The sequence below is a fragment of the Aeromonas lusitana genome, from assembly GCF_002812985.1.
In the GTDB taxonomy this organism is placed as follows: Bacteria; Pseudomonadota; Gammaproteobacteria; order Enterobacterales; family Aeromonadaceae; genus Aeromonas; species Aeromonas lusitana.
In genome coordinates this window covers 70301-92569 of the sequence record NZ_PGCP01000022.1, presented here as the reverse complement: position 1 = coordinate 92569, position 22269 = coordinate 70301, and the positions used below count along the sequence as shown (strand labels likewise).

Here is a 22269-nt window from a genome sequence, read left to right as displayed (position 1 = left end):
CATGAGCGAGGTGCGTGTTCATCTGGCCAAGGAGATCATCGGTGATCTCTGGCGCCACAAGCTGCAGGTCGTCCTGGCCGTCGCCGTGCTGGTCACCGCTTTTGCGGTGATCCTGGTGACCAACATGACCCGGGGCCTGACGGCCAAGCAGAATGATCTGATGGCGGAAGAGGACAGGCTCAATATCGAGTGGCGGCACCTGCTGCTGGAGCAGGGCACGTTGGCCGAGCACTCCCGGGTGGCGAGTCTGGCCATGGATAAATTGCAGATGGCTCGCCCGCTGGTGACCACCGAGAAGGTAATAACGCAACCATGAAACGCAAGGCCACCACCAAGGCCCAACCCAAGGCTAAAGCCCCGTCACTCTATCCGTGGCGCTTTCGCACGTTGGTGTTTTTCATCGGCATCGCGTTTGCAGGCCTGATCCTGCGTCTTGCCTGGATCCAGGTGATCGACCCAGACCGGCTGCGTCAGGAGGGGGACATGCGTTCACTGCGCACCACCTCCACCCAGGCGGTGCGCGGCATGATCACGGATCGCAACGGCGAGCAGCTGGCCGTCTCGGTCCCCGTCGAAGCGGTCTGGGCCGATCCCAAGACGGTGCACAGCTCCGGCGCCATCCATAACGAGCGCGCCTGGTTGGCGCTCTCCGCCGTGCTCAAGCTCGACATCAATACCCTCAAGCATCGCATCTCCAACCCCAGCAAGCGCTTCGTCTACCTGCAGCGTCAGGTGACGCCGGCGGTGGCGGAATACATCAAGGGGCTCAAGCTCGGTGGCATCTATCTGCGCCCCGAGTCTCGTCGCTTCTATCCGACCGGCGAGATCAGCTCCCATCTGGTGGGGGTGACCAACATAGATGGCAGCGGGATCGAGGGGATAGAGCGCAGCTACAACGAATGGTTGACCGCGACCCCGGGGGAGATGCGGGTGCGCAAAGACCGTCAGGGCCGGGTCATAGAGCGGCTCGGTTTGGTCAAGGAAGGCAAGAACTCCAACGATCTGCAGCTCAGCATCGATCAACGGGTACAGGCCCTGGCCTACCGGGCGCTCAAGCGCGCCACCGATGAGAACAAGGCCACCTCCGGCTCCATGGTGATGCTGGACGTGAAGACGGGCGAAGTGCTCGCCATGGTCAACACCCCCTCCTATAACCCGAATAATCGGGGCCAGTACCAGAGCTTCCGGGTACGCAACCGGGTGGTGACCGATACCTATGAGCCGGGTTCGACCATCAAGCCTCTGATCCTGCTCAGTGCCCTCCAGGCGGGCGTGACCAGCTGGAAAGACACCATCCAGGGTGGACCCCTGTTTATCGGCGCCAAGCAGATCCGGGATGTGAGTATCCACAAGGCGACCAACCTGTACGACATCCTGCGCTACTCCTCCAACATCGGCATGTCGCGCATCGCGCTGCGCATGCCGGCCCAGGAGATGATCAATACCCTCAGCATGGTCGGTTTCGGCATGGACACCGGTAGTGGCCTGATGGGTGAGAGCAGCGGCATGCTGCCCCAGCGTCGTCGCTGGTCCGATATCGAGCGGGCGACCCTGTCGTTTGGCTATGGCCTGCGGGTCACCCCGCTGCAGCTGGCTTCCGCCTATGCCACCCTGGCCAACAAGGGCAAGCGGGTACCGCTCTCCATCATCAAGGTCACCCAGCCGCCCAAGGGTGAGCAGGTCATCGATCACAACAACGCCACCGCCATGTTGCAGGCGCTGGAGTACGTGGTCGACAACGCCATCCCCAAGGCCAAGATCCCGGGTTACCGGGTCGGTGGCAAGAGTGGTACCGCCAAGGTCGCCGTCGCGGGTGGCTATGGCAAGGACTACATGGCCTGGTTCGCCGGTTTCGCCCCGGCCAGCAACCCCCGTTTCGTCATGGTGGTGGTGATCAACGAGCCCAAGGGCAGCGCCTATTACGGCGGCGCCGTGGCGACACCGCCCTTCGCCGAGGCCATGGGCGGCGTGTTGCAGCTCTTCAATATTCGTCCCGACGGGATAGCTCCTGCAGTTCCCGCCAAGCTCGCCCGTATGGAGGCTCCTAATGCTGCCCCGCGCACTTGATCAACTGCTGCGCCCGTTCGGCATCTATGCCCCGGCGCTCACCCTCACCGACATTCAACTGGACAGTCGGCGCGTCGGGCCCGGTTGCCTCTTCGTGGCCATTCGCGGTCACCAGGTGGATGGCAGACGCTTCATCGAACAGGCGGTGGCTCAGGGAGCCACCGCCGTCCTGTTTGAGGAAGACGATGAATTCGTCGCCCCTGAGCTGACTGTGCCCTGCTTCGGACTCCCCGACTTGCCCGCCAGGCTCTCCGAGCTGGCCGGGTATTTCTATGACCAACCCGCGCAAAAGTTGCAACTGGTCGGCATCACGGGCACCAACGGCAAGAGCACCACGGCGCTGCTGGTGGCGAACTGGCGCACCCTGCTGGGGGGCAAGGCCGGGGTGATGGGCACCATAGGCAATGGCCTGTTCGGTGGTCTGGTGGAAGCACAAAATACCACTGGCAGTGCGGTGGAGGTGCAGGCCAATCTGGCAGCCCTGCAACAGCAAGGTGCCGATCTGGTGGCGATGGAAGTCTCCAGTCACGGCTTGGTGCAGCATCGTGTGGCGGCCTTGCCGTTTGCGGCGACCGTGTTCACCAACCTGAGCCGGGATCATCTGGACTATCACGGCACCATGGAGGCCTATGGCGCCGCCAAGGAAGAGCTGCTCCAGCTGGTGGACGAGCCCAATGCGGTCATCAATGCCGATGACGCACTGGGCCAGCGCTGGCTTGCCCGTTATCCCGCTGCCGTGGCCTTCGGTGTGAACGGTCCGATTGAAAACCACTCTGGGCGACAGTTAACGGCGCAGGATCCCCACTTCCATCAACAAGGTTTTCACACACGCATTAACTCCAGCTGGGGGAATGGTGTATTATCCGCCCCCTTGCTCGGCCGCTTCAACGTCAGCAATGTGCTGGCGGCCATGGGCGCCATGCTGGTACTCGGTTACGAGTTCGACGCGCTGTTGGCGACCGCGCCCAAGCTGCAACCCGTGACCGGTCGCATGGAGTGCTTCGGCGGCGGCGATGCGCCCCTTGCCGTGGTCGATTATGCCCATACCCCGGATGCGCTGGAGAAGGCGCTGCAGGCCCTGCGGGTGCATTGTGAAGGCCAGCTCTGGTGTCTGGTTGGCTGTGGCGGTGACCGGGATCGCGGCAAGCGTCCCATGATGGCGGCCATGGCAGAGCAATATGCGGATCGCGTGATCCTGACCGACGACAATCCCCGTACCGAGGAGCCGGCCCAGATCATGGCGGACATGGTGGCGGGTCTTCGTGATCCCGGCACCGTGCAGATCGAACATGACAGGGTCAAGGCGATCGAGCTGGCGCTGGGTCAGGCGAGCAAACAGGACATCATCCTGGTGGCCGGTAAGGGCCACGAGGATTATCAGATCATTGGAACCGACAAGCGGCACTACAGTGACCGGGAAACCGTCGCCGCCGCCTTGCACACATTATTGGAGTCATTCAGATGATGACCCTCAGGCTTGCCGAGCTGGCACAGGTACTCGATGCCCGTCTGATCGGTGACGACGCCGAGATCACGGCGGTCAGTACCGATACCCGCACCCTGGGTGCAGGTGCGCTGTTCGTTGCCCTGCGCGGCGAGCGTTTCGACGCCCACGATTTCTGCGATCAGGCTGTGGCCGCCGGTGCCTCTGCCCTGCTGGTGGAGCGCGAGTTGCCCCTGGCCATTCCCCAGCTGGTCGTCAGCGACTCCCTCAAGGGGCTGGGTCGTCTCGGCAAGCTGGTGCGTGAGCGCATCAATCCGAAAGTGCTGGCCATCACAGGCAGCTGTGGCAAGACCACGGTCAAGGAGATGGCGACCGCCATCCTGCGCTGTGAGGGGGAGGTGCTGGCCACCGCCGGCAACTTCAACAACGAGGTGGGCGTGCCGCTCACCCTGCTGCGTCTCGAGCCGCAACATCGCTTCGCCGTGATGGAGCTGGGTGCCAATCACCCTGGTGAGATTTCCTGGACCACGTCACTGGCCAAGCCGGATGCCGCCATCATCAACAACGTGGCCGCCGCCCATCTGGAAGGATTCGGCTCCCTGGAAGGTGTGTTCCACGCCAAGAGCGAGATCTTCGAGGGGCTGCATGAAGGTGGCAGCGCCATCGTCAACGCCGACAACGAGTTCTGGCCCAAGTGGCAGGCGAAGGGCATCCATTGTGCCTTCTCCATCGAGGATCAGACCCAGCCGTTCCACGCTCGCGACATCCGTTTCAACGCCGATGGCTGCGCCGAGTGCACCCTGGTGACGCCGAACGGTGAAATAAGCCTGACCCTGGCCATTCCCGGTCGTCACAACGTGGCGAACGCCCTGGCGGCGACTGCAGGTTGTCTCGCACTCGGCGCCTCGCTGGCTTCGGTCAAGGCCGGGCTGGAGCAGATGGCGCCGGTCAAGGGTCGCTTCTGCGTACAGCGCTGGGGTGGCCTCACCCTGGTGGATGACACCTATAACGCCAGCGTGGAATCCGTGCTGGCGGGCATCGATGCCCTGACTGCCATGGGTGGCTACAAGGTGCTGGTGTTCGGTGACATGAAAGAGTTGGGTGAGGAGTCCGCCGCGCAGCACGCCCGGGTCGGACGCCACGCCAGCGAGCGCGGCCTTGACGCCGTGCTGACCGTAGGGGAACAGAGTCGCCATACCGCAGATGCCGCGGCTGGCCGACATTTCGATAACAAGGCGTCGTTGTTTGAAGTGCTCGCGCAAATGATAAATACACATCAAGAAATTTCGATTCTGGTCAAGGGCGCCCGTGGCTCCCGCATGGAAGATATCGTCAAGATGGTCACTGACCGTCAGGAGTCAGCCACATGCTAGTCTGGCTGGCGGAACTGCTCACCCCGCACTTCACCTTCTTCAACGTCTTCTCCTACCTGACGTTTCGCTCCATCCTGTCGATCATCACGGGTCTGACTGTCGCGCTCTGGATGGGACCTCGCCTCATTCGCCGTCTGCAGATCATGAAGTTCGGCCAGGTGATCCGCAACGACGGTCCCGAGTCTCACCTCAGCAAGAAGGGCACCCCGACCATGGGGGGCCTGATGATCATCGCCGCCATCTTCATCTCCGTGCTGCTCTGGTGCCGCCTCGACAATCCCTATGTCTGGCTGGTGCTGTTCGTGCTGGGTGCCTACGGCGCCATCGGCTTTGCCGATGACTACCTCAAGGTGGTGCGCAAGAATACCGACGGCCTGATCGCCCGCTGGAAGTACTTCTGGCAATCCGCAGTGGCGCTGGCGGTAGCGATATTCCTCTATAGCACGGCCACTCACGATGGCCAGACCCAGCTGGTGGTGCCCTTCCTCAAGGATGTGATGCCGCAGCTCGGCCTGATGTTCATCGTGCTGACCTACTTCGTCATCGTCGGCACCTCCAACGCGGTCAACCTGACCGACGGTCTGGATGGCCTCGCCATCATGCCGACCGTGATGGTGGCGGGGGGCTTCGCCCTGATCGCCTGGGCGACCGGCAACGTCAACTTCGCGAACTACCTGCATATTCCCTACGTGCCCTATGCCTCCGAGCTGGTGATCGTCTGTACCGCCATCGTCGGTGCCGGCCTTGGCTTCCTCTGGTTCAACACCTATCCGGCTCAGGTCTTCATGGGTGACGTGGGCTCCCTGGCCCTCGGCGGTGCGCTCGGCACCATAGCCGTGCTGGTGCGTCAGGAGTTCCTGCTGGTGATCATGGGGGGCGTCTTCGTGATGGAGACGGTTTCCGTGATCCTGCAGGTGGGTTCCTACAAGCTGCGCGGCGTGCGCATCTTCCGCATGGCGCCGATCCATCACCACTATGAGAAGAAGGGCTGGCCGGAGCCGCGCGTCATCGTGCGCTTCTGGATCATCACTCTCATGCTGGTGCTGCTCGGCCTCGCCACCCTGAAGGTGAGATAAGCCATGGTCATCATCATCGGACTCGGCAAAACCGGACTCTCCTGTGTCGATTACTTCCGCAGTCGCGGTGTGACGCCCCTGGTGATGGATACCCGCGCCAACCCGCCGGGCAAGGATCAATTGCCGGAAGAGGTGGAGCTCATCCACGGATTGGACGCAGCGCGGCTCAAGCAGGCACACATGATAGTGGCGAGCCCGGGCATTGCGCTGGCGACCCCAGAGCTGCAAGCTGCGGCCGAGTTCGGTGTGCGCATCGTCGGCGACATCGAGCTGTTCGTGCGTGAAACCCAGGTGCCGGTCATTGCCATCACAGGTTCCAACGGCAAGAGTACCGTCACGACCCTGGTGGGCGAGATGATTGCCGAAGCGGGCCTCAAGGTCGGTGTGGGTGGCAACATAGGCACCCCGGCGCTGGAGCTGCTCAAGCAGCCCATGGATCTCTGCGTGCTCGAGCTCTCCAGCTTCCAGCTCGAGACCACCCACAGCCTGCGCGCCGCCGCCTCAGTGGTGCTCAACCTCTCTGAAGATCATATGGATCGCTACGCTGGCATGGCCGACTACCGCGCCGCCAAGCAGGAGATCCATCAGAATTCCCAACACATACTGATCAACCGTGACGATGCCAAGACCCAGCCCGATGTGGGTCAGGTGTGGCAGAGTTTTGGCCTCGACTGCAACGGCTACGGCCGCTGCCTGCTGGAGGGGCGCCACTGGCTGACCCTGCACGGCGAGCCGCTGCTCGCGGTGGACGAGATGAAGATCGTCGGCGCCCACAACCAGGCCAATGCCTTGGCCGCCATGGCCCTGTGCGATGCGGTCGGCATTCCCCGCGAACCACAGCTGCGGGTGCTGCGCCGCTTCGAAGGCCTGCCCCACCGTGCCCGTTTCGTGCGGGAGGTGAACGGGGTGCGCTGGATCAACGACTCCAAGGCCACCAACGTGGGGGCGACCCTGGCCGCCGTGGCTGGCGTGCGTGAATCCGTCAAGGGCCGACTGCTATTACTGGCTGGTGGTCAGGGCAAGGGGCAGGATTTTGGCCCCGTTCAATCGCTCCTTGGCAGTCAAATTGACCACATGTACTGCTTTGGTCAGGATGCCGACGTCCTGCTCGCCTTAGGGGAGCAGACCGAGCGGGTTGCCTCCCTCGATGCCGCCGTCGCCAAGGCCGCGGCCGACGCCCGGCCCGGTGACTGGGTGCTGCTGGCCCCAGCCTGTGCGAGTCTCGATCAGTTCAAGTCGTTCGAAGCGCGCGGTGATCGCTTCACCGAGCTGGTACAAAAGTTATGAACGCCCTTCGCATCGTCGCAGGCTTCTTGCAACGCTGGTTGTTACCGGCGCGCCCCGCCGGCCTCTACGATCGGCAACTGGTGGTGCTGGCCCTGGCGCTGATGTCGGTGGGCCTGGTGATAGTGGCCTCCGCATCGATCCCCGAAGGGATCGCCATCAACAACGACCCCTTCATGTTCGTGAAGCGTCACGGCCTGTTCCTGCTGATGGCGCTCGGCATCTCTTGGTTCGTGCTGCAGGTGCCCATGGCGCGCTGGCAGCAGTACAACGGCCCCATGCTGCTGCTCGCCATCGTCATGCTGGTGCTGGTGCTGCTGGTGGGTCGCAGTGTCAACGGCTCGGTGCGCTGGTTGCCACTCGGACCCTTCAACCTGCAGCCGGCGGAGTTTGGCAAGCTGGCGCTGTTCGTCTATCTGGCGGGCTACCTGGTGCGCCGTCAGAACGAGGTGCGTGAGCGTTTCATCGGTTTCATGAAGCCCATGGCGGTGCTGTTCGTGGTGGCCATCTTGCTGCTGGCCCAGCCCGATCTGGGCTCTGTGGTGGTGATGTTCGTCACCTCCCTTGGCATGCTGTTCCTGGCGGGCGCCCGGCTGGTGCAGTTCATCGGCCTCATCCTGGTGGGGGTGAGCGCAGTGGTGACCCTGATCATCGCCGAGCCGTACCGGATGCGGCGGGTTACCTCCTTCCTCGACCCCTGGGCCGATCCGTTTGGCAGTGGCTATCAGCTGACCCAGTCCCTGATGGCCTTCGGTCGTGGCAGCTGGTTTGGCGAGGGGCTCGGTAACTCCATCCAGAAGATGGAGTACCTGCCGGAGGCGCACACCGACTTCGTGTTCGCCATCCTCGGCGAGGAGCTTGGTTACGTGGGCGTGCTGGGTGCGCTCTTCCTCATCTTCGCGCTGGCGATCAAGGCGCTCAAGCTGGGTCATCAGGCGCTGGTGGCCGAGCGGCTGTATGAAGGCTATCTGGCCATCGGCATCGGCATCTGGTTCAGCTTCCAGACCTTCGTCAACGTGGGGGCGGCCAGTGGCATGATGCCCACCAAGGGCCTGACCCTGCCCCTGGTCAGTTATGGCGGCTCCAGTCTCATCATCATGATGGTGGCGGTGAGCATGCTGATTCGTATCGATTTCGAGTTGCGCCAGGCCAGTGCCCAGGCGCGCGTGCGGGAGGTTTCGTGAGCAAGACGCTGTTGGTGATGGCAGGCGGTACCGGGGGCCATGTGTTCCCCGGCTTGGCCGTGGCCGATCGCCTCAAGGCCCAGGGTTGGACCGTTCACTGGCTCGGCACTGCCGACCGGATGGAGGCCGAACTGGTGCCTGCCCACGGTTACCCCATCTCCTTTATCGACATCCAGGGGGTGCGTGGCAACGGCATCAAGCGTCTGCTGGCCGCACCTTACCGTATCGTCAAATCCGTGCTGCAGGCCCGCCGTGTCCTCAAGACCATCCAACCCGACGTGGTACTCGGCATGGGCGGCTTCGCCTCGGGTCCGGGTGGTGTCGCCGCCTGGCTCTCCGGGATCCCGTTGCTGTTGCATGAACAGAACGCCGCCGCCGGCATGACCAACAAGTTGCTGGCCCGCATCGCCAAGCGGGTGTTGATGGCCTTCCCCGGCGCCTTTGCACCGAATGCCCGCACCGCCGTGGTCGGCAACCCGGTACGCCCCGAGGTCGTTGCTCTGCCGGATCCCGTGCTTCGCAGCGCAGCCGAGCCACTGCGCCTGCTGATCGTCGGCGGCAGCCTGGGAGCCAAGGTGCTGAACGACGTGGTGCCCTCCGCCGTTGCCGCCGCCGGCGTGCCTATTGCTGTGCGTCATCAGACCGGCAAGGGCAACAGGGATACTGTGGCCGCAGCCTATGCCCAGCAGGGTGTCGATGCCGAGGTGAGCGAATTCATCAAGGACATGGCCGATGCCTATGCCTGGGCCGATCTGGTGGTGTGCCGCGCGGGAGCCCTGACGGTCTCCGAAGTGGCCGCCGCCGGGCTCGCCGCCATCTTCGTGCCGCTGCCCCATGCGGTGGACGATCACCAAACCCGCAACGCCCTGACTCTGGTCGATGGCGGAGCGGCCGAGTTCCTGCCCCAATCCGAGCTGACCACGGCCTCCCTGGCCGCGCGTCTCTCCTGGCTCGCCGGGCGCAGGGAAACCCTGTTGAACATGGCCCAGGCCGCCCGTCGCGTCGCGATTACCGACGCCGCCGAGCGGGTTGCCGACGAGTGCAAACGGCTTGCGGCCCACTGAGAAAATGATGATCAAGATGGCACTGGCAACGCCGGCTGTCTTGTCTACAGAAATGTTGATGTCGCCGAGCTGTGTGCGGTGGACTAAAGAGAGAGAGCTATGACCAAGGTTGAACTGGCAAAACTGCGTACTGTGATCCCGGAAATGCGCCGCGTGCGCCGCATTCATTTCATCGGCATTGGCGGTGCCGGTATGGGCGGGATCGCCGAAGTGCTTGCCAACGAGGGCTATCAGATCTCCGGCTCCGATCTGTCTCGCAATGCGGTGACCGAGCGGCTAGCATCGCTCGGTGCCCACATCTTCGTGGGTCACAGCGCCGAGCACGTAAACGAGGCGAGCGTGGTGGTGGTCTCCACCGCCATCAAGCAGGACAACCCTGAGCTGGTCGCCGCCCGTGAGCTGCGCATCCCTGTGGTGCGCCGCGCCGAGATGCTGGCCGAGCTGATGCGTTTCCGGCACGGGGTCGCCATCGCCGGCACCCATGGCAAGACCACCACCACCAGCCTGGTGGCGAGCATCTATGCCGAGGCAGGCCGGGATCCGACCTTCGTCATCGGCGGCCTGCTCAACAGCGCAGGCACCAATGCCCGTCTGGGTAGCAGCCGTTACCTGATCGCCGAGGCGGATGAGAGCGATGCCTCCTTCCTGCATCTGCAGCCCATGGTTTCCATAGTGACCAACATCGAAGCGGATCACATGGACACCTATGGCGGTGACTTCTCCAAATTGAAGGCCACCTTTATCGACTTCCTGCACAACCTGCCCTTCTACGGGCTGGCTGTGGTCTGTGTGGACGATCCCGTGATCCGCGGCCTGTTGCCGGAGATCGCCCGTCCGACCCTGACCTATGGCCTGTCCGATGACGCCGACGTCCAGGTATTGGACTTCGCCCAGACCAGCAACCGCAGCCGTTTCCGGGTGCGCCGCAAAGACGCGGGTGAGCTGCAGGTGACCCTGAATCTGCCAGGTGTGCACAACGCCCTCAATGCCGCCGCCGCCATCGCGGTCGCGACCGAAGATGGTATCGACGATGAGGCCATCATACAGGCGCTCGCCAAGTTCGAAGGGGTGGGGCGCCGCTTCCAGCAATATGGCGAGTTCGAGACCGGTCGCGGCAAGGCCATGCTGGTGGATGACTATGGTCACCACCCGAGCGAGGTCAAGGTCACCATCAATGCCGCCCGTGCCGGCTGGCCGGAGAAGCGTCTGGTCATGGTGTTTCAGCCTCACCGCTACAGCCGCACCCGGGATCTCTACGAAGATTTCGCCGACGTGCTCTCCAAGGTGGATGTACTGGTGATGTTGGAGGTCTATGCCGCCGGTGAAGAGCCCATTCCCGGTGCCGATGGCCGAGCCTTGTGCCGCTCCATCCGCTCCCGCGGCACTCTGGAACCCATCTTTGTCGCAACGCCGGACGATGTCCCGGCCGTGCTGGCGGATCTCATCGGCGAGGGGGATCTGGTGCTGACACAGGGGGCAGGGAACGTCGGGGCACTGGCCCGCCGTCTCGGCGAGATGAAATTGAGCCTAGATAGCATGAAATCCGGTGCCTGAGGGCCCAATGAGTATTTTGACCGCCAAGCCGGGGCCTATATAATGGCGGACCGGTCTGCAAGGGCCGGCTGGCGCGTTAAACGGGGATAGAGCGGGTGGAGGCAAGGGCACAAGGGCGCACCAAGGGTGGCTTCATCATCGGGGTGGGATTTTTCATCCTGGTCATGTGGGGTCTCTACCAGACTGCGCTGGATGTTAAAGATTGGCTGACAGATGCCAGTCGGTTGCCCATGAGCGAGCTGTTGCTGCAGAGGCAACACGAATATTTGAAAGCCGATGAGCTGCGCGAGGCCGTGCTGGATGGTGCCGAGCTGCGCAACTTCTTCGAGCTGGATGTGAACGAATTGCAGGGGCGGTTGAACGCCCTGCCCTGGGTGGCCCAGGTGTCGGTCCGCAAGAAGTGGCCGAACAAGATCAAGGTCTACCTCACCGAACAGGCGGTGGCGGCGCGCTGGAATGGCAACCGCTTCGTCAACACCAAGGGTGAGGTATTCAGCGCACCGGACAGGGTGAAGAAGCCCCTGATGCAGTTGTCCGGGCCCGATGATCAGGCCGCCAAGGTGCTGGAGGCGAGCCATCAGTACGAGGCGCAACTGGCTGCCAAGGGATACAAGTTGCTGGGAGTGAATCTGACTCCCCGCCATGCCTGGGAACTGACCCTGGATGGCAACATTCAGCTGTATGTGGGGCGCTCGGATATTGCGCTTCGTTTGCAGCGGTTTATCGATGCCTTTCCTGTCATCGAACCCCGTGAGCAGGTTGCTTACGTGGACCTTCGATACGACACCGGGATGGCGGTTGGCTGGAAGAAGAACGAAGAGAAAGTGAATGACCAACACCGCAGATAGGAATTTGATTGTCGGACTGGATATCGGCACGACCAAAGTGGCGGTACTGGTTGGTGAAGTGCTGCCGGATGGCGAGCTCAATGTCATCGGCATGGGCAGCCACGCCTCGCGCGGGATGGAGAAGGGCGGGGTCAATGACCTCGACTCCGTGGTCAAGTCCCTGCGCCGCGCGGTGGAAGAGGCAGAAATGATGGCTGACTGCCAGATAAGCTCCGTCTATCTGGGCTTGTCCGGCAAACACATCGATTGTCGCAACGAGACCGGCATGGTGCCCATCTCCGATGAAGAGGTGACCCAGGAAGACGTGGACAACGTCATCCACACCGCCAAGTCGGTGCGACTGTCCGATGAGCTGCGGGTGCTGCACGTGCTGCCCCAGGAGTTTGCCATCGACTATCAGGAAGGGATCAAGAATCCGGTCGGCCTGTCCGGGGTACGGATGGCGGCCAAGGTCCACCTGATCACCTGCCACAACGACATGGCTCGCAACATCGAGAAGTGTGTCGAGAAAGTGGGTCTGCGGGTGGATCAGCTGATCTTCTCGGCGCTGGCCTCCAGCTATGCGGTGCTGACCGAAGACGAGAAGGAGCTCGGGGTCTGCGTGGTGGACATCGGCGGTGGCACCATGGACATGTCGCTGTTTACCGGCGGCGCCCTGCGTCACACCAAGGTGATCCCGTACGCCGGCAGCACGGTGACCAGTGACATCGCCTACGCCTTCGGCACGCCGCCGCTGGACGCCGAGGCGATCAAGGTGCGCTACGGTTGCGCCCTCGGCCGACTGGTCAGCAAGGAAGACAATATTGAAGTCCCCAGTGTCGGCGGTCGCCCGGCGCGCAGCCTGCAACGGCAGACACTGGCTGAAGTGATTGAACCCCGTTACACCGAGTTGCTCTCCATGGTGAATGATGAGCTGGTACGGGTGCAGAGCGAGTTGAAGGCGCAGGGGGTCAAGCATCAGCTGGCGGCCGGTGTGGTATTGACCGGTGGCGCGGCCCAGATCGAAGGCATTGTGGAGTGCGCAGAGCAGATCTTCCAGAGCCAGGTCCGGGTGGGCGAACCCATGAACATACGTGGATTGAGCGATTACGTGCAGGCACCTGTCTACTCGACTGCGGTCGGGCTGCTGCAGTACGGCCGTACCAATCAATCCACTGGCAGTAACAAGGAATATGCCGCCAAGGCAAGCGTAGGTGGGCTGGTCAAACGGGTCAGCAACTGGTTGCGTGGCGAGTTCTAAAGATTTTGCTGAGTCAGGCAAATAAAGCGGAGAGACAACATGTTTGAATTTATGGATAGCCACACTGACGAAGCCGTCATCAAGGTGATAGGTGTGGGTGGCGGCGGCGGCAACGCAGTCGAGCACATGGTTCGTCAAAACATCGAGGGTGTTGAGTTCATTACTGTCAACACCGACGCCCAGGCGCTGCGCAATTCCAGTGCCAACACTACCTTGCAGATCGGCGGTGGCATCACCAAGGGTCTCGGGGCCGGAGCCAATCCGGAAGTGGGTCGTGATGCCGCCATGGAAGACAGGGAAGCGCTGCGTGAGCTGCTGACCGGTTCAGACATGGTGTTCATCGCCGCCGGCATGGGTGGTGGTACCGGTACCGGCGCCGCGCCGATCGTGGCCGAAGTGGCGCGCGAGATGGGCATACTGACAGTTGCTGTCGTGACCAAGCCGTTCTCCTTCGAAGGGAAGAAGCGGATGGGCTTTGCCGCCCACGGCATCGAAGAGCTGTCCAAGAACGTCGACTCCCTGATCACCATCCCCAACGACAAGTTGCTGAAGGTGCTGGGTCGTGGCATCTCCCTGCTGGATGCCTTCAAGGCGGCCAACGATGTGCTGCTGGGCGCGGTACAGGGCATTGCCGAGCTGATCACCCGTCCGGGTTTGATCAACGTCGACTTCGCGGACGTGCGTACCGTGATGCGCGAGATGGGTACCGCCATGATGGGTACCGGCTCCGCCTCAGGTGACGATCGTGCCGAAGAAGCGGCCGAGAAAGCCATCTCCAGCCCGCTGCTGGAAGACGTGGACTTGGCCGGTGCCCGTGGCATCCTGGTCAACATCACCGCCGGCATGGACATGACCATCGAAGAGTTCGAAACCGTGGGTAACGCGGTCAAGGCCTTCGCCTCCGAGAACGCTACCGTGGTAGTGGGTACCGTTATCGACCCGGAAATGCACGACGAACTGCGTGTCACCGTGGTTGCGACCGGTATCGGTGCCGAGCGCAAGCCCGACATCACCCTCGTGAAAAACAATATGGTCCAGGAGCGTCCGGCCCGTCAGCCCCTGATCAGCGAAGCACTGCAGTCTCGCGTGATGGAAGAGGCCCCGGCCAAGGTGGTCAACGCCGAGCCGCAAGCTCGTCGCGAACCGGATTATCTCGATATTCCCGCGTTCCTGCGCAAGCAAGCGGACTAAGCCTCTGATGGCTCTAGTTTGTTTGTTGCTTAAGGATTGTGCTAAGATGGCCCGGCAACGACCATCTGGTCAGGATTTTGAGCTGTTAGGCGGATATGCCCATGATTAGACAAAGAACCTTGAAAACGAGTGTCCAGGCCACCGGTGTGGGTCTGCATTCGGGCCGGAAAGTCACAATGACGTTCCGTCCGGCGCCTGTTAACACAGGGATCGTTTACTTGCGTACCGATCTGAATCCTGTGGTAGAGCTGCCAGCCAACGCCGATCAGGTACGCGATACCGTGCTTTGTACCGCTCTGGTAAACGAAGCCGGCGTCCGTGTGTCGACCATTGAACATCTGTCTGCCGCCCTGGCCGGGATGGGGATCGACAACCTCTACGTCGAGGTTGATGCCCCCGAGATCCCGGTGATGGATGGCAGTGCGCATCCGTTCATCTACCTGCTGCAAGAAGTGGGTATTCGTGAACAGAGTGCACCCAAGCAGTTTGTACGCATCAAGCAGAGCGTCCGGGTTGAAGACGGCGACAAGTGGGCGGAATTCCACCCCTATCGCAACGGCTTCAAGATGGATCTCGAGATCGATTTCCAGCATCCGGTGTTTGAAGGCCGCAACCAGCGTTGCGTGCTGGACTTCTCCGGCAGCTCCTTCGTGAAAGAGATCAGCCGTGCCCGTACCTTCGGCTTCATGCGTGACATCGAGTATCTGCGTTCCCAGAACCTGGCATTGGGCGGAAGCCTGGAAAATGCCGTGGTGCTGGATGACTACCGGGTGCTGAACGAAGATGGTCTGCGTTACGAAGACGAGTTCGTCAAGCACAAGATGCTGGATGCGATCGGTGACCTCTATATGTGTAACCGCAGCATCATAGGTGAATTCCGCGCCTACAAGACGGGCCATGCCCTGAACAACAAACTGTTGCGTGCCTTGCTGGCCAAGCAGGAGGCCTGGGAACTGGTGACCTTCGAGGGTGAGGGCGAGAAAGCGCCCATCGCTTACTACGATAACGGTCTGGTTCTGGCCTGATAGCTGTGCAACGGGACGTCGGTCATCTCTCCGCACCGACGTCCCGTCATTTGTTTATTCCATCCTGTAATACCGATTATCTCCCGGTTTTATTACCCGTGTTGGCCCTTGGCCTCACCTGACCGAGCAGACAGATTTCTATGAGCATTACCCTGATCCTCCACGGTAAGCAGCGCCGCAAGTTGCACTTACCCAAACAACGTCTGGCCTGGGTCGGCGGTATCCTCTTCTTCACCATGGTGCTGGGTGGTGGTTGGCTCTGGCAGAGCTGGCACCAGAAAATGGAAGCGCTGGAAGTCGCGCTGGCCATGGCCGAGCAACAAAAATCGACCCAAGGGGCTGATGAAGCCCGTGAACAGCTTGCCATGCTGGCCGCCCAGGTGGGCACCATGCAGGGGCAGCTCGGTCGTCTCAATGCCCTCGGTGAGCGGCTGACCGAAAAGGCAGACCTGGATCCCGAGGAGTTCAACTTCAAGGAGCTGCCTCCCATGGGCGGCCCCTCCTATGATGCGGATCTGGAAGTCAGCCTCAACGAGCTGCAAGATTCCATGGCGCACCTCGACCGTCAGCTCAGCAGCCGCGAAGAACAGCTGTCGGTACTTGAAACTTTCATCATGAATCACCATATCACCGATGCCGGTTTTATTTCCGGCTCGCCGGTCAAGCAGGAGCGGGTCTGGATCTCCTCCGGCTTCGGTGGTCGGGTCGATCCGTTCAACGGCCGTGCCAAGATGCACAAGGGCGTGGACTTCCGGGGCAAGCCCGGCACCCCCATACTGGCGACCGGCAAGGGGATCGTCAGCTGGGCGGGACGTCACCCGGAATTTGGCAACATGGTGGAGATAGACCATGGCAATGGTCTGGTGACCCGTTACGCCCACAACTCCAAGTTGCTGGTGGACGTGGGCACCCTGGTCGATGAAGGCCAGAAGATAGCCCTGATGGGGCGCACCGGTCGCGCGACCGGGGTTCATTTGCATTACGAAGTGTTGAAAGATGGTCGTCAGGTCAACCCCGCACGCTTTCTGAACGCCAGACGGGGTTAGGTTTTTTCTTCAGGTTCCAGTGACGGAACGCTTTTATAACCAAAATAGTTGGTACCCATGATTAGCACACTGCTCACCAAGATTATCGGCAGCCGGAACGACAGAACGCTCAAGGCTTTGCGCAAAATTGTAAAACAGATCAATGCGATGGAGCCTCAGTTCGAGACGCTGTCCGATCAGGAGCTGCAGGCCAAGACAGCTGAATATCGTCAGCGTCTGGAGCAGGGTGAGACCCTTGAGCAGTTGCTGCCGGAAGCGTTCGCCACCGTGCGCGAAGCCTCCCGCCGGGTGTTCGGCATGCGCCACTTCGACGTCCAGCTGATCGGTGGCATGGTGCTGAACTCCAACCGCATCGCCGAAATGAAAACTGGTGAAGGCAAGACCCTCACCGCGACCCTGCCCGCTTACCTCAATGCCCTCTCCGGCCGCGGCGTGCACGTGGTGACGGTGAACGATTACTTGGCCAAGCGTGATGCCGAGGCGAACCGCCCGCTGTTCACCTTCCTTGGCATGACGGTGGACTGCAACGTGCCCGGCATGGATGCGTCCCAGAAGCGCGACGCCTACGCCGCCGACATCACCTATGGTACCAACAACGAATTTGGCTTCGATTACCTGCGCGACAACATGGCGTTCTCGCCGGAGCAGCGCGTGCAGCGTCCGCTCAACTACGCGCTGGTGGATGAGGTGGATTCCGTGCTCATCGATGAAGCTCGTACCCCGCTCATCATCTCGGGCCCGGCGGAAGACAGCTCGGCCATGTACATCCAGGTCAACAAGCTGATCCCGCTGCTGGTCAAGCAGGACAAGGAAGACTCCGAAGAGTACACGGGTGACGGCCACTACACGGTGGACGAGAAGAACCGTCAGGCCCTGCTGACCGAGAACGGCCAGATCTTCGTGGAAGAGCTGCTCAAGAAAGAGGGGCTGCTGGCGGAAGATGACTCCCTGTTCTCCGCCACCAACATCAGCCTGCTGCACCACGTCAACGCCGGCCTGCGCGCTCACACCCTGTTCGAGCGCAACGTCGACTACATAGTCCAGAAGGACGAGATCGTCATCGTCGATGAGCACACCGGCCGTACCATGCCGGGTCGTCGCTGGTCCGACGGTCTGCACCAGGCAGTGGAGGCGAAGGAAGGGGTCAAGATCCAGAACGAGAACCAGACCCTGGCCTCCATCACCTTCCAGAACTACTTCCGTCTGTACGACAAGCTGGCGGGCATGACCGGTACTGCAGATACCGAAGCCTTTGAATTCCAACAGATCTATGGCCTGGATACCGTGGTCATCCCGACCAACAAGCCGATGGTGCGCAAGGACATGGGCGATCTGGTCTACCTGACTGCCCAGGAAAAATACGCCGCCATCATCGAAGACATCCGCGGCTGCGTCGAACGCGGCCAGCCTGTGCTGGTGGGTACCGTCTCCATCGAGAACTCCGAGCTGCTGTCCGGTATCCTGACCAAGGAAAACATCCCCCACAAGGTGTTGAACGCCAAGTTCCACGCCATGGAGGCGGAGATCGTCGCCCAGGCGGGTCAGACCGGCGCCGTCACCATAGCGACCAACATGGCCGGTCGTGGTACCGACATCGTGCTCGGCGGCAACTGGCAGGCGGAGATCGCCGCGCTGGAGAACCCGACCGAGGAACAAGTCCGTGCCATCAAGGCCGCCTGGCAGGTGCGTCATGACGAAGTGCTAGCTGCCGGCGGCCTGCACATCATAGGCACCGAGCGCCACGAATCCCGTCGTATCGACAACCAGTTGCGCGGCCGTTCCGGTCGTCAGGGTGACCCGGGTTCCTCCCGCTTCTACCTCTCCATGGAAGATACCCTGATGCGGATCTTCGCCTCCGATCGCGTGACCGGCATGATGAAGAAGCTGGGCATGGAAGAGGGCGAGGCCATCGAGCATCCCTGGGTGACCAAGGCCATCGAGAACGCTCAGCGCAAGGTGGAAGGTCGCAACTTCGACATCCGTAAAAACCTGCTCGAGTTCGATGACGTAGCGAATGATCAACGTAAAGTTGTCTATGAGCAGCGTAATGAGCTGCTGGACACCAACGACATCTCCGAAACTATCCATGTCATCCGCGACGACGTCTACGGCGCCATCATCGACGAGTACATCCCGCCCCAGTCCCTGGAAGAGATGTGGGACGTGCCGGGTCTGGAAGCGCGCCTGAAGTCCGACTTCGCGCTGGACTTGCCGCTGCAGCAGTGGCTGGCGGAAGACGACAAGCTGTATGAAGAGAAGCTGCGCGAGCGCATCCTGGAAGAGGCCACCAAGCTCTACGCCCACAAGGAAGAGCTGGTCGGCAAGGACGTGCTGCGCAACTTCGAGAAGGCGGTGATGCTGCAAACCCTGGATGGCCTGTGGAAGGAGCATCTGGCGGCCATGGATCACCTGCGCCAGGGCATCCATCTGCGCGGCTACGCCCAGAAGAACCCCAAGCAGGAGTACAAGCGCGAGTCCTTCGATCTGTTCACCCAGATGCTGGAAACCCTCAAGCGCGACGTGGTCAGCATCCTGAGCCGGGTTCAGGTGCAGGAGCGCGACGTGGAAGCGATGGAAGAGCACCAGCGCCAGCAGGCGGAAGCAGCTCCCCGCACCTACACCCATGCCGCCGCCGAGAATCAGCTGGCGGACGAGGAGGGCCAGGAAGAGGCGGCTCCCGTCACCTTCGTGCGGGACGAGCAGAAGGTGGGCCGCAACGACCCTTGCCCCTGCGGCTCCGGCAAGAAGTACAAGCATTGCCACGGTCAGTTGACCTGATCATCCCAATGTCATCATGAGGCGGGCCCAGTGCCCGCCTCATTACTGTTTGGATGTCTGTGGCCCTAGTGCCGCACGAGCGATGAGGTAAGTGAAGTGGAAGCGAAGAAACGTATCTGGGTGGCGGTCGGTGTCATCGAGAATGAGAAGGGAGAGATCTTCCTCGCCAAACGCTCCTCCGAGAGCCACCAGGGCGATCGCTGGGAGTTCCCGGGGGGCAAGGTGGAGTCCGGGGAAGATCTGCTCACAGCGCTGGACAGGGAGCTGTGGGAGGAGATCGGGATCCGGGTGCAGGATTGCGCTCCTTTCATGGAGCTGCACCACGACTACCCGGACAAGCAGGTGCTGCTGGATATCTGGAAGGTGACCCGCTTCGATGGCGAGCCGTTTGGCAAGGAGGGGCAGGAGTGCCGCTGGGTGCCGCTGACCGCCCTGCACGAGTATCGGTTCCCGGATGCCAATGGTCCTATCGTGACCCGGTTGCAGGAGCAGCTGGTACGATAGTGTAATGGCACCGCGCCAGCCAGCTCGGCAAAGAAACACAGCGTCGTCTGTATCGCGACCATAAAAAAGGGCCCATCGGGCCCTTTTTCAGTTCTGGCTTATTGCCACTGCTCCCCTTCCTCGGGGTAGGGCAGCAGTTCCGGATTGATCTCACCGGGAATGCGCTTCTCCTCGTCGGCCCACTCGCCGAGATCGATCAGCTGGCAGCGCTTGCTGCAGAAGGGGCGAAACGGGCTCTCTGGAGTCCATTCCACCTCGGTCTGGCAGGTCGGGCATTTTACCTTGGTCACCATCTGGTTCACTCCTTAGCAGCAGGCGAGCTGGAAAGGCACGTCGCCTATCTGCTGCTCAGTGGTCGGCAGGAAACGCAGGGCGAAGCGGTTCTTGTGGCCGCTCAGGGTCGGGTAGCAAGACTGGCCGCCCGGCAGACGGATGCGGATAAGCTCCGCACCCTCGGCGGTATCCTGGAAGAAGCCGTTGGTGGCGACCTGATCGCTGAAGTTGCCGGATTCACGCCACAGGCGCAGCAACAGCGTGATGGCGTTCATCAGCAGGTTGATGTCGCTGAGCCACTGCTGCATCTGCTGATGACGGGGCAGGGCTGGCGTGGCGAGCCAGTGGTGCAACTGGGGCACGTCGAAGGCACACAGGCCGCCGGGAATGGAGAAGCGCTGGCGGATGGAGCCGAGCAGACGATCCTCTTTCAGGCGCGCGCCGGGGCGGGGGGAATTGAGCAGGCTGCGGGACAGCTGGTTGCTCTCCTGCTGCATTCGCTGGATCTGTTCGAGATCCACATCCGGCAAGCTGGCCCAGTGGCTCAGGCGCTGGCCGAGGCGCTCCAGATCCTTGATCAGATCGGCGCGAAGGTCACCGCGCTCCAGCAGCTCCTGCAGATCGAACAACCCCTTGAAGAAGGCGATGTGTGCCCAAGGCTGGTCACTCTCCAGATTGTCGCGGATCTGGGAAAACAGGGACTCCAGACGAAGATAGGTCCGGCTTTTTTCGTTGAGGGGAAAATCGTAAATCATGCCTAATCCTGGCCAGCCATAAACCGGCCTAGTGTACTCACAGTTGGGGGGCTTGTTGAGAGGCAAATGCCAGATATGTCTCGTGCAGCGCGAAAATTCGTGCCGAGATGGTCTCGCTTGTACCACTCTGGTTGTCCAGCACATCGTCCGCCGCCGCGAGCCGTTCGGCACGGCTCGCCTGGGCCGCCAGTATGGCCTCGGCCTGGGCCCGGCTCACCCCATCCCGGCGACAGGTACGCTCGATCTGGGTCTCTTCATCCACGTCGATGACCAGTACCCGATCGGCGAGGCCGGTGAGTTTGTTTTCGACCAGCAAGGGCACCACCAGCAGGCAGTAGGGGGAGCTGGCTGCGGCGCACTGGCGCAGCATTTCCTGGCGGATTAGGGGATGAAGCAGTGCATTCAACCATGCTTTTTCTTCCTGGTGGTTGAAGATGCGCTCACGCAGGGCGCGTCTGTCCAGCTCGCCCCCTGCATCCAGGATGTCGCTGCCGAAATGGGCGGCGATGGCGGCCAGCGCCGGGGTGCCGGGCTCCACCACTTCGCGGGCGATCACGTCGGCATCCACCACCTCGATGCCAAGGGCCGCAAACTGGTTGGCGATGGTCGTCTTGCCGCTGCCTATCCCGCCGGTAATGGCTACCACATACATGTCAGGGGCTCCTTCAGAGAACTGCGTTCAGATACCAACGGGTGATGCTATCTCCCCACAGCAGCGCAATCCAGCCCGCGATGGCGAGATAGGGACCAAAGGGGATGGGGTTGGCCTGATGGTGCTTGCGCAGCGCTATGAGCCCGATGCCGATGATGGCACCGACCAGGGAGGAGAGCAGCAACACTATGGGCAGGGCTTGCCAGCCGAGCCAGGCGCCGAGGGCCGCCAGCAGCTTGAAGTCCCCATAGCCCATGCCCTCCTTGCCGGTGAGCAGCTTGAAGGCCCAGTAGAGGCTCCAGAGCACCAGATAGCCGGCCATGGCGCCGATCACCGCATCACTGAGCGACACAAAGCCCCCCAGCAGGTTGAACAGCAGGCCCCCCCACAGCAGTGGCAGGGTGAGCTGATCCGGCAGCAGCATCTTGTCCAGATCGATAAACGTCAGGGCGATCAGCACCCAGGTAAGCACCAGGGCTGTGAAGGTACCCCAGCCAGGAGATAGAGTGGCTGCGACGGCTACCGACATCAGGGCCGTCAGCAACTCGACCAGGGGGTAGCGGGCCGAGATGGGGGCCTTGCATGCCCGGCAGCGCCCCTTGAGCCATAGCCAGCTCAGCAGGGGGATGTTCTCGATGGCCGTGATAGCGTGTTCGCAGTGAGGGCAGGCGGAACGTGGCACCATCAGGTTGTAGGGGGCCGTGGGCGCCGCGTCTGTTTCTGTGTCGAAGTAGCTGCGGTATTCGGCGTGCCAGTCACGCTCCAGCATGATGGGCAGGCGATGGATGACCACGTTGAGGAAGCTGCCGATCATCAGGGAGAAGAGAAAGATCAGGGAGAAATAGAGCCAGGGCAAGGCCTGGGCCAGTTCGATCAGAGAGGCCATAATCAACCGTTTGTGTTGGAAAAGG

The 22269-nt window shown here is 61.7% G+C and carries 20 protein-coding genes; 16 read left to right on the top strand and 4 right to left on the bottom strand.

Going from position 1 to position 22269, the window contains the following annotated elements; genetic code table 11:
* Position 1 precedes the first annotated feature (1 nt).
* The 16 genes from ftsL (at position 2) to mutT (ending at position 19678) form a co-directional block, all read left to right on the top strand.
* A complete protein-coding gene (ftsL, locus tag CUC44_RS14460; RefSeq protein ID WP_100860610.1) occupies positions 2-316 on the top strand; it encodes a cell division protein FtsL in 315 nt (104 codons plus the stop codon).
* Positions 313-2067 carry a penicillin-binding transpeptidase domain-containing protein gene (locus tag CUC44_RS14455; protein WP_100860609.1) on the top strand — a complete coding sequence of 585 codons (1755 nt, stop codon included), beginning with the start codon at positions 313-315 and terminating at the stop codon, positions 2065-2067. Before ftsL ends, CUC44_RS14455 begins: the two co-directional genes overlap by 4 nt.
* The gene (murE, locus tag CUC44_RS14450; RefSeq protein ID WP_100860608.1) at positions 2048-3532 is read left to right on the top strand and encodes a UDP-N-acetylmuramoyl-L-alanyl-D-glutamate--2,6-diaminopimelate ligase; all 1485 of its coding nucleotides are present in this window, start codon (positions 2048-2050) and stop codon (positions 3530-3532) included. Before CUC44_RS14455 ends, murE begins: the two co-directional genes overlap by 20 nt.
* A complete protein-coding gene (locus CUC44_RS14445) occupies positions 3529-4884 on the top strand; it encodes a UDP-N-acetylmuramoyl-tripeptide--D-alanyl-D-alanine ligase (RefSeq protein WP_100860607.1) in 1356 nt (451 codons plus the stop codon). The genes murE and CUC44_RS14445 overlap by 4 nt, the downstream gene beginning before the upstream one ends.
* A complete protein-coding gene (gene mraY, locus CUC44_RS14440; protein ID WP_100860606.1) occupies positions 4878-5960 on the top strand; it encodes a phospho-N-acetylmuramoyl-pentapeptide-transferase in 1083 nt (360 codons plus the stop codon). Before CUC44_RS14445 ends, mraY begins: the two co-directional genes overlap by 7 nt.
* 3 nt (positions 5961-5963) lie before the next feature.
* Positions 5964-7247, top strand: coding sequence for a UDP-N-acetylmuramoyl-L-alanine--D-glutamate ligase (gene murD / locus CUC44_RS14435; protein WP_100860605.1), 1284 nt, complete (start codon positions 5964-5966; stop codon positions 7245-7247).
* Positions 7244-8428, top strand: coding sequence for a cell division protein FtsW (gene ftsW, locus CUC44_RS14430; RefSeq protein WP_100860604.1), 1185 nt, complete (start codon positions 7244-7246; stop codon positions 8426-8428). The genes murD and ftsW overlap by 4 nt, the downstream gene beginning before the upstream one ends.
* A complete protein-coding gene (murG, locus tag CUC44_RS14425) occupies positions 8425-9492 on the top strand; it encodes an undecaprenyldiphospho-muramoylpentapeptide beta-N-acetylglucosaminyltransferase (RefSeq protein WP_100860603.1) in 1068 nt (355 codons plus the stop codon). Before ftsW ends, murG begins: the two co-directional genes overlap by 4 nt.
* A gap of 99 nt (positions 9493-9591) precedes the next feature.
* A complete protein-coding gene (gene murC, locus CUC44_RS14420) occupies positions 9592-11046 on the top strand; it encodes a UDP-N-acetylmuramate--L-alanine ligase (protein WP_100860602.1) in 1455 nt (484 codons plus the stop codon).
* 95 nt (positions 11047-11141) lie between these two features.
* The gene (locus CUC44_RS14415) at positions 11142-11894 is read left to right on the top strand and encodes a cell division protein FtsQ/DivIB (protein WP_167388916.1); all 753 of its coding nucleotides are present in this window, start codon (positions 11142-11144) and stop codon (positions 11892-11894) included.
* The gene (ftsA, locus tag CUC44_RS14410; RefSeq protein WP_010675832.1) at positions 11875-13134 is read left to right on the top strand and encodes a cell division protein FtsA; all 1260 of its coding nucleotides are present in this window, start codon (positions 11875-11877) and stop codon (positions 13132-13134) included. The genes CUC44_RS14415 and ftsA overlap by 20 nt, the downstream gene beginning before the upstream one ends.
* Positions 13135-13173: 39 nt before the next feature.
* Entirely contained in the window at positions 13174-14325 is a 1152-nt protein-coding gene (gene ftsZ, locus CUC44_RS14405; protein WP_005305686.1) for a cell division protein FtsZ, read from the top strand.
* A 101-nt stretch (positions 14326-14426) separates the two neighbouring features.
* Positions 14427-15350, top strand: a complete 924-nt coding sequence (lpxC, locus tag CUC44_RS14400; RefSeq protein WP_100860702.1) for a UDP-3-O-acyl-N-acetylglucosamine deacetylase — start codon at positions 14427-14429, stop codon at positions 15348-15350.
* Positions 15351-15490: 140 nt separating this feature from the next.
* Positions 15491-16396: a M23 family metallopeptidase gene (locus tag CUC44_RS14395; RefSeq protein ID WP_100860601.1), complete on the top strand. Its 906-nt coding sequence runs from the start codon at positions 15491-15493 to the stop codon at positions 16394-16396.
* Between the two features lie 57 nt (positions 16397-16453).
* Positions 16454-19174, top strand: a complete 2721-nt coding sequence (gene secA, locus CUC44_RS14390; RefSeq protein ID WP_100860600.1) for a preprotein translocase subunit SecA — start codon at positions 16454-16456, stop codon at positions 19172-19174.
* A gap of 96 nt (positions 19175-19270) precedes the next feature.
* Complete coding sequence (gene mutT / locus CUC44_RS14385; protein ID WP_100860599.1) at positions 19271-19678, top strand: 8-oxo-dGTP diphosphatase MutT; 408 nt, start codon at positions 19271-19273, stop codon at positions 19676-19678.
* Positions 19679-19776: 98 nt separating this feature from the next.
* Here the strand turns inward: mutT and yacG are convergent, their stop codons facing one another.
* The 4 genes from yacG to CUC44_RS14365 are packed head-to-tail and all read right to left on the bottom strand — an operon-like array spanning position 19777 to position 22244.
* Entirely contained in the window at positions 19777-19971 is a 195-nt protein-coding gene (gene yacG / locus CUC44_RS14380; RefSeq protein WP_100860598.1) for a DNA gyrase inhibitor YacG, read from the bottom strand.
* Between the two features lie 12 nt (positions 19972-19983).
* Positions 19984-20706: a cell division protein ZapD gene (zapD, locus tag CUC44_RS14375; RefSeq protein ID WP_167388915.1), complete on the bottom strand. Its 723-nt coding sequence runs from the start codon at positions 20704-20706 to the stop codon at positions 19984-19986.
* A 37-nt stretch (positions 20707-20743) separates the two neighbouring features.
* Complete coding sequence (gene coaE / locus CUC44_RS14370) at positions 20744-21358, bottom strand: dephospho-CoA kinase (protein WP_100860596.1); 615 nt, start codon at positions 21356-21358, stop codon at positions 20744-20746.
* Positions 21359-21371: 13 nt separating this feature from the next.
* The gene (locus tag CUC44_RS14365) at positions 21372-22244 is read right to left on the bottom strand and encodes a prepilin peptidase (protein ID WP_100860595.1); all 873 of its coding nucleotides are present in this window, start codon (positions 22242-22244) and stop codon (positions 21372-21374) included.
* Positions 22245-22269 lie beyond the last annotated feature (25 nt).

Coding starts and splice junctions, on each gene's coding strand:
- ftsL (WP_100860610.1), top strand. CDS start 2: ATGAGCGAGGTGCGTGTTCATCTGGCCAAGGAGATCATCGGTGATCTC.
- CUC44_RS14455 (WP_100860609.1), top strand. CDS start 313: ATGAAACGCAAGGCCACCACCAAGGCCCAACCCAAGGCTAAAGCCCCG.
- murE (WP_100860608.1), top strand. CDS start 2,048: ATGCTGCCCCGCGCACTTGATCAACTGCTGCGCCCGTTCGGCATCTAT.
- CUC44_RS14445 (WP_100860607.1), top strand. CDS start 3,529: ATGATGACCCTCAGGCTTGCCGAGCTGGCACAGGTACTCGATGCCCGT.
- mraY (WP_100860606.1), top strand. CDS start 4,878: ATGCTAGTCTGGCTGGCGGAACTGCTCACCCCGCACTTCACCTTCTTC.
- murD (WP_100860605.1), top strand. CDS start 5,964: ATGGTCATCATCATCGGACTCGGCAAAACCGGACTCTCCTGTGTCGAT.
- ftsW (WP_100860604.1), top strand. CDS start 7,244: ATGAACGCCCTTCGCATCGTCGCAGGCTTCTTGCAACGCTGGTTGTTA.
- murC (WP_100860602.1), top strand. CDS start 9,592: ATGACCAAGGTTGAACTGGCAAAACTGCGTACTGTGATCCCGGAAATG.
- ftsA (WP_010675832.1), top strand. CDS start 11,875: ATGACCAACACCGCAGATAGGAATTTGATTGTCGGACTGGATATCGGC.
- ftsZ (WP_005305686.1), top strand. CDS start 13,174: ATGTTTGAATTTATGGATAGCCACACTGACGAAGCCGTCATCAAGGTG.
- lpxC (WP_100860702.1), top strand. CDS start 14,427: ATGATTAGACAAAGAACCTTGAAAACGAGTGTCCAGGCCACCGGTGTG.
- CUC44_RS14395 (WP_100860601.1), top strand. CDS start 15,491: ATGAGCATTACCCTGATCCTCCACGGTAAGCAGCGCCGCAAGTTGCAC.
- secA (WP_100860600.1), top strand. CDS start 16,454: ATGATTAGCACACTGCTCACCAAGATTATCGGCAGCCGGAACGACAGA.
- yacG (WP_100860598.1), bottom strand. CDS start 19,971: ATGGTGACCAAGGTAAAATGCCCGACCTGCCAGACCGAGGTGGAATGG.
- zapD (WP_167388915.1), bottom strand. CDS start 20,706: ATGATTTACGATTTTCCCCTCAACGAAAAAAGCCGGACCTATCTTCGT.
- coaE (WP_100860596.1), bottom strand. CDS start 21,358: ATGTATGTGGTAGCCATTACCGGCGGGATAGGCAGCGGCAAGACGACC.
- CUC44_RS14365 (WP_100860595.1), bottom strand. CDS start 22,244: ATGGCCTCTCTGATCGAACTGGCCCAGGCCTTGCCCTGGCTCTATTTC.